Genomic DNA, 11,370 nt, shown 5'->3' with positions numbered 1-11,370 from the left:
TCATACACGGCCGGCATGAGCTTCTTACGGGCAAGATCCCCGGTCACCCCGAAGAGCACCAACGACGACGGACCGGCAATCCGATTCAGACGACGGTCACGAGGATCCCGCAACGGATTACGCCCTGGCTTATGCCCGGACCTCACACTTGAATCAACGTAAGTAACTGACATTGTTGCTTCTAACTTTCGACAAGGCAGTGCGGCAGTCGACCGACGGTCACGAGAGTATCTGCTCGCGGGTCTCCCCATAGGGAACGGTGTCGCTGAGTGCGAGGGTGTACCGGCTAGGATCATGGCGCGTGACCAGAATGCCGGCATAGCATTGGGGCCTGGCTATTTGCCTCAGCGCGGCCTCTGCATCGTCGAGCAACTCGTAGAGTCGACCAGGCTCGGTAACGTGGACTTCCAAATGCTCGGCGGTCTGAGTGCGCATGATGAACAGCTTCCTTTCCAGGGATTAGGGTCCCCCAATGTGCCAAGCCCTCATCCTTGAGGGTGTGATGTGGTCTTAGATCGAATTCAGCACCGAACCTGGACTGCCCGCGGTGAAGTTTCTCCGCGGGCAGTACAGGTAAGACTTTCCGCGGCTGCAGGCACCCAGAAGTCACAGGGTCCTGCAGCCCGGAGGTGGCGTCCCGCAGCTTTACGAGCGCGGGACGCCGCCGTCACTCGGATGGTTAGACGATGGCAGCGCGGAGCTGCTTGGCTGCCAGTGCCGGGTCGGCCGCGCTGTAGATGCCGCCTCCGACGACGGCTACGTCGGCGCCGGCCTTCTGGACTGCTTCGATGGTGGCGAGCTTCACGCCGCCTGCGACGGAGAACGGAACGCGCGCTTCTGCTCCGGCGCGGAGCAGCCCGGTCAGGTCGAAGCCGGGCAGGGCCTGCTCGTCGAGACCGGCGTGCATCTCTACGAACTTGGCACCCAGGGCGCGGGCTTCCTTGGCGCGGGTGACCTTGTCTGCCACGCCGATGAGGTCAACGACGATGCCCTTGTTGTGGGCTTTGGCTGCCTTGACGGCGCCGGCGATGGTGGAGTCGTCGGCGGAGCCGAGCACGGTGACCAGGTCAGCGCCGGCCTTGAAAGCGATGTCGGCTTCGAGTTCGCCGGCGTCCATGGTCTTCATGTCAGCGAAGACGATCTTGTCCGGGTGCGCGTTCTTGACAGCGGTGACGGCGGAGAGGCCGGCAGCCTTGATCAAGGGGGTGCCGAGCTCGATGATGTCGACAAACTCGGCGACCTGGCCGGCCAGTTCGAGGGCGGCTTCAGTGGTCAGGACGTCCATAGCAACTTGGAGTTTCATGGTGTTGTTTTCCTTCTGTTGGGAAATGCGGTGGGTGTTGAAAATGGTGGCTCGGTTATTCGAGGTTGGCGTGCCGGAGCCAGAGCTCTTCGGCGGGTACATCGGTGTTGTCCCACAGCGACTGGAAGAGTGCTTCCGTAGCGAGGAAAAGGACCTGCTCGAAGAGAGACCCCGAGTACTGGCGGGAAACGCTGGAGCCGTGGTCGGTCTTCTGGGCGGCGGGAATGATCACCACCGCGTCTGCGAGACCAGCGAGCGGCGAACTCGGATTGGTGGTGAACGCGGCAATCCGCGCTCCGGCCTTCGCCGCTGTTTCCGCTGACTTGACCACTCCCGAGGTGGTTCCCGATCCGGAGGCCACCAGGAGCAGGTCACCGGAACTGATTGCGGGAGTGGTGGTGTCACCGGCGACATGCACATCCAGGCCCAGGTGCATCAGCCTCATGGCGGCCATGCGCAGGACAAGGCCGCTTCGGCCCGCGCCGGCCACGAACACCCGGCCCGGGTGGCTGAGATGGCGGGCCACGTCGGCTACCTGCTGCTCGTCGATCTTGGCCGCTGTGTCCGCGATCTCGTCCCTGACGAGAGACAGATTGCGGACAATGTCACCGGTGGTGCTGTACCCGGTGAGCGTTGTACTTGCTGTCGGATTCACGATTTGTCCCTTTCCCTTCGGTCGTCGGCCTGTATCGGCCGAACGATGCTTTCTGGTTGATATCCATAATCCCGAAGCAAAAGGGCAGGGGTAACACTGTTTTCTGACGGTTCTGACTACACTTAAGGATTGGGCGTTGTCCCAGGCCGTCCGTTGAGGAAGCGTCCAACGCCGTGGTCCATGGGACGTGCCATGCCGGACGAGTGGCCTTAGAGGGACCGGTCCGCTTGAGCGCGGAGGCCTATCGTTCTGAAAGCCGCAGTCTTGAAGGATTTATTGCATAGACTCTGAAGAACGAGTTAAGTCCTTTAGGTCCTGTCCGGGCTGCTTGTTGTTGTCCTGACCCGTAGCCCATTCTCGGAGCGCAGACTTTTGGCCTCGCCGTCCTCATTCCAATCGCAGATATATCGGTCCTTGCCGGAAATCGAGAGGGCCGACGCGATTGTGGACAGAATCACCAAGGCCATCGGCCTCGGGCTGCTCAAAGTAGGTGAACGCCTGCCCCCAGAAGCGGCACTCTCGGAGATGTTTGGGGTTGGCGGCGCGACTCTTCGCGAAGCTTTGGGGGACCTGCGCGAGCGGGGAGTCGTCGAGACTCGCAGAGGCCGGAGCGGGGGAACCTTCGTCGTCAACCAGCCTCGTACCCAGATCGACACCATCCGGGATTGGTTCCTCTCAACGTCCATTTCGGAAATACGTGACATCGGAGACGAGCACTCCGCTATAGCAGCCACAACCGTCCGTCTGGCATGTGAGCGCGCGGAAGCACACGACGTCGACCGTCTTCAGGAACTTGCGCGAGCATTGGTTCTGGCCTCAACCCCCGAATTGCGTGCACCTGCTGACAGCCGCTTCCACATCGAGTTGGCGGTAGCCGCACAATCACCGAGGCTTGCCAACGCCGAAATCCGGCTTCAGGAAGAAACAGTTCAACAGCTATGGACCCCCCTCACGGTGACATTTGACCCAGAACAGGCAACCGCTGAACACTTGGAATTGGTCCGGGCAGTCGCCCAAGACCAACCCGAAAAGGCCCAGAAACTGGTACTTGAGCACATCAGGCGAAACATTTTCCATCTGATCGACAAGAAACTCACCCTCGGCTACGCCCAATCAATCCAGGATGGTCAATGAAGCCCACCATTGAAGTCGTTCATGCTGCCACTGCCCTCACTTCGTGGATTAGCGGCGTCGCCATGGAGACTGAGAAACTCTCCAGGTCCGTTGCCTCGCTGCTTGAACGAAATCTCGCCGGCAAGTCCAAGATCGACAAGGCTGCCCTGGTCGGATTGGACGAACTCTCACGGGAGTTCCTGACGAAGAACACTTTTGCTGTCGGCGCCGGGACCTTCTTCGCCGCGGATTCCGTTGAGGAGGGCGGCCGAGCTTGGGAATGGTGGTCCCGCAAGGAATCCGGCGCCATCGGCAGGCTTGATTTTGACCCGACGCCAGGCAGCAACCGATACTACGACTACGAGAAGCTACCGTTCTTCTCGACCGCCGCTTCCACAGGTGAGCAAACCCTCTGGGGCCCTTATGTCGACTATCTCGGCTTCGAGGAATACATCCTTACGTTCGCGGCTCCGTTTTCCGTCCTTGGGAACTTTGCCGGCGTAGCGGGATGCGACATTCGGATCAAGGACCTGGAACCCCTCATCATGCCAAGCCTGCGCGTCATCCCAGGCGATGCCGCCCTCATCAACGCCAGCAACCGCGTCATTCTCGGCAACTCCGGCAGGTACTTGGTTGGCGAGCGGATCAAGTCCGGATCTCCAGACCAGCATCAAATGGCTCTGAATGTTCCCCACCTCGGGCTCTCGCTGATCTACACCACCAAGCCTCAGACCTCCTGAAGTAGGCAGTGGATCGTTGTTATTGTTCGCGCTCTGGTGATTCGGCAGGTCAGGGTGCCGTGGTCACCGGGGAGCCTGGTTGGGTTGTTGGTGCGCACCTCGGCGATCGGGTCAAGAATGGTTGGGCCCACGAACTCCTCCGCCGATCGCACCGGACTCCAGCCGCGGCACCGGCCTCAATACACGGGACCGACAAGGTTGGCCAAGATCCGCAAGAAAACTGTTGCCGCATAGCTTTAAGTCTGCAGCCGTTGGAGTGATATACATCACACCCACCTCCGTTCGAGAGTCTGGATCGGAACATACAAAGAAGCACTTCCACCAGGCGCACTCCACCCCCCCGACTGCCGTCGCACTCAGCCGCCAACGGTTCATGTATTGGCTTACAAGCCATCTAGATCAGGCCAGGGATAGCGCTCCTTGCCTAAGGCAAGCACTGCGATTGTTGCCTCTGCATGCTGACGCGAAAATTAAGCCCGGCCGGAACCAACTCTTAAAAAGACTGGACTAGATGAATTTCGAGGCGTAGCTTTGCCCGTTAGGACGACCTTCGTGACAGGCATCACACCAGCAGAACTCCGAGCAGGGCTCGGCTGGCCCTCTGGAAGTTGGAGGATGTCGGGTTCGCAGACGATCCCTCCCGGAGCCTCGGCCAGGGCTCTGACTTGATCTTCACCAAGTCTCATATGCAGCAAAGATGAACAGCTCTGACAAAGATGAACAGCTCTGAGAAATCTTTGACGCCACTATTCATAGGAGAAATCATGGAAACCGCACTCGTAGGAACACTCAGCAAGGCCGGCTCCATCCACAAAGTAGAAAACGGCTTCATCGGCCTGCCGCAGATGAACGAACCCGGGTGTGATGCCGCAATCGGCGACTCCCTCTCCAACCCCGCCGGGTCGGTCATGTGCGCCGGATTCTTCGAACTGAAGGCTTCCGAGCCGTTGGTGTACACGTACACGTACGACGAAATGAAGGTCGTCATCAAGGGTGAATTCATCCTCACGGACCAGACGACAGGAGAAGTAACGCACGCGAAGGAACGCGATGTGCTGTTCTTCCCCAAGGGCACCACCGTCAAGTTTGAAACCCCTGAGTATGGCCTGGGGTTCTTCACCGGCGACCGCACCTTCGCACCCTAAGACCCCACCATGCGTTCTGAATCCAGGCCGCCTGCTTCAGGCGCCGGCAGCGAACCGAGTTTCCGCGGGGTCATCTGTGCATCCCTCGACCTCCGTTTCGCATCCGCTAACACGCAAACCCTCTCGGACCTCAGGTCTGTGCTCGGAGGTTGCTGCGTCGGGGTCCGTCGCCTGCTCCGCGACCCGACGGCGAACATCCATGTACCTTCAAATCGCCGTAGTGTCTGCCGCATTATGCGCTGCCTGTTGAATCAATCAGCATGATTGATCCCGCCGAGCAGTGGCAAGCCACACGATTACCACCTGCCGGCAAGAGTGTTGTGGTTTTCCTCGCCGCCTCTTTAACGATTCAAGAAGCAACTCACATGTCTAAAAAATCAGACGAATTTAAGTTCGTCTAAAGGAGATTCTTATGAGTAAAAATCGTTCGGACGGAGTCGATGACCTCGAAAGGTCGATCGACTGGAAGCAGGGTCTGGCCATTGCGCTGGGTGTGCCCCTTCTGATTCTGCCCTCTTTGGGCTATCTTCCAATGTATTTATCGGCTGCAGCCATTCTTATCTGGGGATTGTCGGTCCTTCAGGGTTTCTTTCAGAACGCTGCCTACGCCGAGATGGCTACAGCCTTTCCCAAGGCCTCTGGCCTGCCGGGTTTTGCGCAGCATATTTTTCGCACCGAGAACTACCAGGGCAAGTACGACAAGAGCAAGCTGATCGGCGGCTTCAGTGCCTGGAGCTACTGGTTCGCCTGGACCCCGGTACTGGCGATTTTTTCCATCTTGGTCGGCGGATACCTGCATGGGCTGTTTCCGGTGCTGGGCGAGACGTTCACCGAGTATCAGCTCTCGTTGATATCCGGGGTAGCGATTTTCGGCGGATTGTTCGCCGTCAACTGGTTCGGCCTCAAGGATGGCGCCAAACTGGGGTACATCCTGGCTGCCTTTTCTCTGATACCGCTGGTCGTCCTGACGGTGGCGCCCTTTGCTACCGGACACATTGAGCTGACTAACATCACCGGCAACTGGGTGCCGACAGACTGGGCCTGGGATTTGCACCACATCCTGATTCTCTTTGGCATCTTTGCGATCGCACAATGGAGCGCCTGCGCCTGGGAAACGGCCGCCATCTACGGCCCCGAATACAAAAACCCGTCCAAAGACGTCCCCAAAGCCCTGCTTGCCTGCGGCATCATCTGCTTCTTCTCGTATGTACTGGTGCAAACCGCAGTAATCGGCGTGCTGGGTGTCGACGGCGTACTGGCTGAACCTGTCTCGCCCCTGATTCCGGTCGCCCAGGCAGTCTTTGGCCAAGCCGGCTCCATGATCACCATCATCATGCTGATCGCCGCCATGATACTGATCATCCAAACCGCTTACCTGGGCTCGTCCCGCGCCATGCACTCCATGGCCACGGAAGGCAACCTCCCCAGGTCCCTCGGCAAAACGAACCGCCACGGCACTCCCTTTGTGGCCATGCTCGTCATCGGAGCCTTCAACCTGCTGCTGATTTCGATGGGAAACCCCGCCGCGATTGTCGCGGCATCGGCGATAGGTTACACCTGCGCCAACGGCATCAGCCTGTTCGCCTACGTCAGAGCCAAAAAGCACCCCGACTTCGCTGCTCTGGAGAGGCCTTTCACGGCACCCAAGGGCTGGAAAAATGTCGCCATGATCTTTGGCCTGTTCAATCTGCCCCTGTGCCTAATCGGTGTGGTCTACCTCAACAGCCTCGAGATCGGCTGGACCCCGACCTGGGTCGGCTTCATCGTACTGGCGCTCTACATACCCATCTGGTTCTACTCCCAGCACGAATCGAGTCGCTCCAAAAAAGCAGCCACTGCTCGCTCCTTAGATGACGATGCCGCAGACCTGGAAAAGGCCTCCAGATCCTAGGTGACAGAACCTGCACCTACGGCTTCTCGATCCAAAGGAGTCCCCCTGCTAACTGCCGGTCACCGTTCCAATGCTCCGTAACAGGTTCCAAAATAGTGGCCACAGCAGGGAGATTGGCGACAAGCCCCGCCTACCCATGCTCAAGCCAGTCACTGCCTCAAAGACGGGAAGGCAGATCGGTCAAGAATGGTCTGCCTTCCTGTTTCTGTGTCCGGGAATCTGCGTACTTGCTTTCCCTTTACGCATTTTCCTTGGCCTCTTTTGCCGGAGGATCGGGGTTATCGGTTGCTTCCGTGACCCTTGAGGTGGCGTTGCCCCGGGGGGAGCTAGTCGACGAAGTGACCGCCCAAGCGAATGCGGCCGCCGGTTCCCTGGCCGCCCTCTCGCACCGCCGGACTCGATGTCCCGCCGCAGCCATGACGGCACCGCCTGCCTCCCTGCACCATGGCCCGCATCGCTCGGGCCAGCTATTTCCCGAGCTCCTGGAAGAAGGGCAGGGCGCCGCGGGAAAAGATATTGGACTATAGGTATTCGTGGGTGCAGCGTGAAGAGCTTCGCGAGCCCTATTCGGGGCTGGCGCCGGAGATCGGGCAGCGATGAGGTCATCGCTGCGGGCGGACACTGGGGCCGGCCGCCTTTTCTCCGACGGACCAGGCTCGCCTTGGATTTGTGGGCACAAAATCTGGATTCGAGTCGAACACTGGCCTCCTCGTGCCCCATGATTGGCGGTCGCGCACATTTTTCTTGATTCTTCCAATATGTCAACAGTCGGGGGAGAAATATTAACTTGAATCTCTCACATTAATAATTCTAAAAAAGACTGGACTAGATGAATAACGTCGCGTAGCTTTGCAAGCAGGACGAACGTTCGTGACTGGCATCACACCAAGCAGGGCTCGAAGGAGGGCTCGGCTGGCCCTCTGGAAACAGAGGATGTCGGGGTCGCAGACGGTTCCTCCCGGAGCCCAGCCAGGGTTCTAACTAGATCTCCAGCGCAGTCTCACATGCAGCAAAGACGAACAGCTCTGACAACGATGAACAGCACTGAGAAATCTTTAACACCACTATTCATAGGAGAAATCATGGAAACCGCACTCGTAGGAACACTCAGCAAGGCCGGCTCCATCCACAAAGTAGAAAACGGCTTCATCGGACTGCCGTCGATGAACGAGCCAGGGACGATCTCCGCGATCGGCGACTCCCTCCACAACCCCGAGGGTTCGGTCATGTGCGCCGGATTCTTCGAACTGAAGGCTTCCGAGCCGTTGGTGTACGCGTACACGTACGACGAAATGAAGGTCGTCATCAAGGGTGAATTCATCCTCACGGACCAGACGACAGGAGAAGTAACGCACGCGAAGGAACGCGATGTGCTGTTCTTCCCCAAGGGCACCACCGTCAAGTTTGAAACCCCTGAGTATGGCCTGGGGTTCTTCACCGGCGACCGCACCTTCGCACCCTAAGACCCCACCATGCGTTCCGCGACCAGTCACCAGGCAGCCGGCACCGGCTGCGAACCGGGTTTCCGCGGGGTCATCTGTGCATCGTTCGGCTCAACAGATGCCCTCGCTCATCAAGACACCGGCGGCCGGCCCAGGCATGACCTCCGTTTCGCGTCCGCTAACACGCAAACCCTCTCGGACCTCAGGTCAGTGCTCGGAGGTTCCTGCGTCGGGGTCCGTCTCGTACTCGCCGGTCCCCCGGCGGACGTCCATGCAGCCGCAGCCGCAGCCGCGGGCTGCGGACTGCTGGACGAGGATCTGGCCATCCTGTGTGACGAAGTCGGGCCCCGGGTTGTTTTCTGCGGACATTGCCGCACCGCCACTACTACCGATCAGGCAATCGGTTCGGAGGTGGAGTGTCAAGGATGCGCCACCACCCTGGCCTTCACTGATCATTTTTCCCGTCGAATTGGCGGGTACCTGGGATTCTCAGCCCATGCCGAGGAGGCAGCATGACCGCGACGGCGCTCCAGCCCCATGTCCACCCGGCGGTGGAAGGTGGCCTCCTGCTGGAGGTGACCAACCTCAGGAGGCAGACGGCATCGATCGTCAGCATCACGTTTGGTGATCCGTCGGGGGAACCGCTGCCTTCCTATGTCCCGGGGAGCCACCTTGTGGTCCAATGCGGGGAAGGCGCTAATGCCTATTCGCTCACCGGTTCAGGCAGCGCGCCTTCCGAATACACCATCTCGGTCCTCCAATGCGAAGACGGCGCCGGCGGGTCCGTGGCAATGCACCGGCTTGCCATCGGCGACCGTGTCCAGGTGTCGCGTCCCCGCAGTGCCTTCGCCCCTGCAGCAACAGCGACGCATCATCTGCTTGTTGCCGCAGGAATCGGAATCACACCGGTGCTTTCACACGCCCGGTACGCCGCCGAATGGGGCACACCGGCATCCCTGATCTACGCCCACCGGCCCGGGGCGGGGGCACACCTGGCGGACGCCAAGGAACTGCTGGGACCGGCCCTGACCGAATGCAATGACCGCGGCAGCTTCCAGAAAGTTCTGACGGAAGCTCTCACGACCCAGAAACTCGGAACGCACCTGTACGTCTGCGGGCCTGCTGCCTTCATGGAGTCAGTCCTCGGGCAGGCCCGGGATCTGGGCTGGCCCAAGGGCCTGCTGCATTCAGAAGCCTTTGGTGCGGCCGAACTGGACGCGGGCCAACCGTTCGCAGTGAACCTGGCCCGCAGCGGCATCAGATTGGAAGTTCCGGCCGGCGTTTCGTTGCTGGAGACACTCGAAAAAGCAGGAAAAAGCATTCCGAACATGTGCCGCAAAGGCATCTGCGGCGAATGCTCCCTGTCAGTACTTCGAGGGGCACCTCAGCACCGGGATCTCTACCTGAGTGACAAGGAAAAGGCCGAGAACACCACCATGATGTGCTGCGTTTCACGCAGCCTGGATGAAGAATTGGAGTTGGACCTTTGAGTACTACCATCACCGACAAAGACCCTGACACCGCCGTCCTCCCGGAACGGATCAGACGCTTCCCCTTCCCCTTTTCCGGCGAAAGCTACCGCTACAGCGCCAATGTCGAACCGTCCCGCAAAATAGTGCAGACAGACGCCGGCGCCTGGGGCGGCCACCTGCTGGACATCGACGAACACTACCTTCAGGACATCAAGGAACGCGACGGGGTGTTGGACAGGGATCCCTCCCGATTGCAGGTCCTCCCCCACATGCGACCCGCCGTGTGGGACGCCATCACAACCCTGCTGCCCGCCATGGCGGAGGAAAACCCGGGCACTATGTCTTTCCACCGGGAAGGAAACCACTGCCGCTGGCGGAACACCTTGCAAGAGCTCGAAGTGGCATTCACCATCGGCGACGACGATTCGCTTCCCATGGGCCCATTGCGGTTCCTGGGCAGCCAGATCCAGGACGACCTGGTGTTTCTTGACCAGCGCGAAGATGCGCTCTGGCTCGACGCAGGTCTCGTCACATTCGCCGCCGACTGGTCCCTCGGATTCGACGTAGGCATGAAATTCCTCGAAATTCATCACCCCGTCCCAAGGGTGAAGGAAGAACAGATCATCAGCCGGGCCGAGCAGTTCCTCATGCGTCTACAACCAGGGGAACAGTACCGTCGAACCAACTGGACCATGACCGTGGACCGGCGTCTGGACACCTCCACCGAAACCTACCCGAAGTGGGCCCAGGACCGCAGCACCATAGCCGAGGACCCGTCGCTGCCGGACAGGCTCCACCTCCGGGTGGAAGTTCAGCACTTGATCCGTCTCCCACACTCCGGGGCCGTGCTGTTCCTGGTCCGGACCTACCTTCTGCCCCTCTCCGACATTGCCCAGGTACCCCTCTGGCGGGACAACATGGGCCGCGTGCTGGCCGAACTCCCGCAAGACATGGCCGAGTACAAAGGCATCAGCCGCTACCGCAAGGCCGCATCTGATTGGCTGCTGGCCAGCTAACCAGCGGCACGGCCCCCTATCCGGCCGGCGACCGAGGAAGAACACGCCGGCTGCCAGGACTTCGTTGACCCTCATTTTGTAGAAGAGAACCAAGGAGAAAAGCATGTCTATCGACATTGAAACCGAAACTGTTGCAGGGGTAACGCACCCCCTGGACCCGCTTTCCCGGAATGAGATTTCCCGGGCCGCGTCAATCCTTAAAGGTGGCCAGGCCACGGCGGAGTCGTTCCGTTTCATCAGTATTGAGCTGCGCGAGCCTGACAAGGAACTGCTCAGGACCGGCGCTAAGACGGTGCGCGAGGCAGATGCAGTTCTCGTCGACCGTGCCGAGGGACGTTCCTACGAGGCGATTGTCGACCTTGATTCGGGCATCGTCTCGAAGTGGACGCAGTTAGCTGCCAACATTCATCCTCCCTTCATGCTGGACGAGTTCGCCGAGGGTGAAGAGAGCTGCCGGAAGAACCCCGAGGTCCAGGCGGCCCTGGCCAAGCGGGGCATCACCGATATGGGCCTGGTCTGCTTCGAACCGTGGTCCGTGGGCTACTTCGGTGAAGACAACGAGGGACGGCGCCTGATGCGCGCCCTGGTCTTCG

Annotated in this window: 12 protein-coding genes and 2 pseudogenes; 10 read left to right on the top strand and 4 right to left on the bottom strand. The window is 59.8% G+C overall.

The features are described 5' to 3' along the window. From AC50YA_RS22630 to hxlB, 4 genes and pseudogenes are all read right to left on the bottom strand, one after another. Positions 1-173: pseudogene (locus AC50YA_RS22630) on the bottom strand (glucose-6-phosphate dehydrogenase); the annotation flags it as partial. 46 nt (positions 174-219) lie between these two features. Next, a complete protein-coding gene (locus AC50YA_RS22625) occupies positions 220-435 on the bottom strand; it encodes a hypothetical protein (RefSeq protein ID WP_099093390.1) in 216 nt (71 codons plus the stop codon). A gap of 244 nt (positions 436-679) precedes the next feature. Beyond that, positions 680-1,303 (bottom strand): 3-hexulose-6-phosphate synthase, encoded by a 624-nt coding sequence (hxlA, locus tag AC50YA_RS22620; protein WP_494984406.1) that lies wholly within the window; start codon positions 1,301-1,303, stop codon positions 680-682. A gap of 55 nt (positions 1,304-1,358) precedes the next feature. Further along, on the bottom strand, positions 1,359-1,958 hold the full coding sequence (gene hxlB / locus AC50YA_RS22615; protein ID WP_058932918.1) for a 6-phospho-3-hexuloisomerase: 600 nt from the start codon (positions 1,956-1,958) through the stop codon (positions 1,359-1,361). A 414-nt stretch (positions 1,959-2,372) separates the two neighbouring features. Between hxlB and AC50YA_RS22610 the strand changes: the two genes are divergently transcribed. From AC50YA_RS22610 to AC50YA_RS22565, 10 genes and pseudogenes are all read left to right on the top strand, one after another. Continuing rightward, positions 2,373-3,092: a FadR/GntR family transcriptional regulator gene (locus tag AC50YA_RS22610; protein WP_494984405.1), complete on the top strand. Its 720-nt coding sequence runs from the start codon at positions 2,373-2,375 to the stop codon at positions 3,090-3,092. After that, positions 3,089-3,811: a cache domain-containing protein gene (locus AC50YA_RS22605; protein WP_494984404.1), complete on the top strand. Its 723-nt coding sequence runs from the start codon at positions 3,089-3,091 to the stop codon at positions 3,809-3,811. The genes AC50YA_RS22610 and AC50YA_RS22605 overlap by 4 nt, the downstream gene beginning before the upstream one ends. A gap of 764 nt (positions 3,812-4,575) precedes the next feature. Beyond that, a complete protein-coding gene (locus AC50YA_RS22600; RefSeq protein WP_494984403.1) occupies positions 4,576-4,956 on the top strand; it encodes a cupin domain-containing protein in 381 nt (126 codons plus the stop codon). A gap of 260 nt (positions 4,957-5,216) precedes the next feature. Next, the gene (locus AC50YA_RS22595) at positions 5,217-5,357 is read left to right on the top strand and encodes a hypothetical protein (RefSeq protein ID WP_494984402.1); all 141 of its coding nucleotides are present in this window, start codon (positions 5,217-5,219) and stop codon (positions 5,355-5,357) included. Positions 5,358-5,368: 11 nt separating this feature from the next. Continuing rightward, positions 5,369-6,847, top strand: coding sequence for an APC family permease (locus AC50YA_RS22590; protein WP_494984401.1), 1,479 nt, complete (start codon positions 5,369-5,371; stop codon positions 6,845-6,847). Positions 6,848-7,929: 1,082 nt separating this feature from the next. Beyond that, positions 7,930-8,310, top strand: a complete 381-nt coding sequence (locus tag AC50YA_RS22585; RefSeq protein WP_494984400.1) for a cupin domain-containing protein — start codon at positions 7,930-7,932, stop codon at positions 8,308-8,310. A 9-nt stretch (positions 8,311-8,319) separates the two neighbouring features. Then, positions 8,320-8,805, top strand: a complete 486-nt coding sequence (locus AC50YA_RS22580; RefSeq protein WP_494984399.1) for a dimethylamine monooxygenase subunit DmmA family protein — start codon at positions 8,320-8,322, stop codon at positions 8,803-8,805. Continuing rightward, the gene (locus tag AC50YA_RS22575; protein ID WP_494984398.1) at positions 8,802-9,779 is read left to right on the top strand and encodes a PDR/VanB family oxidoreductase; all 978 of its coding nucleotides are present in this window, start codon (positions 8,802-8,804) and stop codon (positions 9,777-9,779) included. The genes AC50YA_RS22580 and AC50YA_RS22575 overlap by 4 nt, the downstream gene beginning before the upstream one ends. Then, positions 9,776-10,777, top strand: a complete 1,002-nt coding sequence (locus AC50YA_RS22570) for a heme-dependent oxidative N-demethylase family protein (RefSeq protein WP_494984397.1) — start codon at positions 9,776-9,778, stop codon at positions 10,775-10,777. Before AC50YA_RS22575 ends, AC50YA_RS22570 begins: the two co-directional genes overlap by 4 nt. Positions 10,778-10,880: 103 nt before the next feature. Further along, a pseudogene (locus tag AC50YA_RS22565) lies at positions 10,881-11,370 on the top strand (primary-amine oxidase); the annotation flags it as partial.

Source organism: Pseudarthrobacter sp. RHLT3-21, assembly GCF_059383495.1.
The sequence above is the reverse complement of the archived record's forward strand: the minus strand, read 5'-3'. Positions and strand labels throughout refer to the sequence as shown.

Coding starts and splice junctions, on each gene's coding strand:
- AC50YA_RS22600 (WP_494984403.1), top strand. CDS start 4,576: ATGGAAACCGCACTCGTAGGAACACTCAGCAAGGCCGGCTCCATCCAC.
- hxlA (WP_494984406.1), bottom strand. CDS start 1,303: ATGAAACTCCAAGTTGCTATGGACGTCCTGACCACTGAAGCCGCCCTC.
- AC50YA_RS22590 (WP_494984401.1), top strand. CDS start 5,369: ATGAGTAAAAATCGTTCGGACGGAGTCGATGACCTCGAAAGGTCGATC.
- AC50YA_RS22595 (WP_494984402.1), top strand. CDS start 5,217: ATGATTGATCCCGCCGAGCAGTGGCAAGCCACACGATTACCACCTGCC.
- AC50YA_RS22580 (WP_494984399.1), top strand. CDS start 8,320: ATGCGTTCCGCGACCAGTCACCAGGCAGCCGGCACCGGCTGCGAACCG.
- AC50YA_RS22605 (WP_494984404.1), top strand. CDS start 3,089: ATGAAGCCCACCATTGAAGTCGTTCATGCTGCCACTGCCCTCACTTCG.
- AC50YA_RS22585 (WP_494984400.1), top strand. CDS start 7,930: ATGGAAACCGCACTCGTAGGAACACTCAGCAAGGCCGGCTCCATCCAC.
- AC50YA_RS22575 (WP_494984398.1), top strand. CDS start 8,802: ATGACCGCGACGGCGCTCCAGCCCCATGTCCACCCGGCGGTGGAAGGT.
- AC50YA_RS22625 (WP_099093390.1), bottom strand. CDS start 435: ATGCGCACTCAGACCGCCGAGCATTTGGAAGTCCACGTTACCGAGCCT.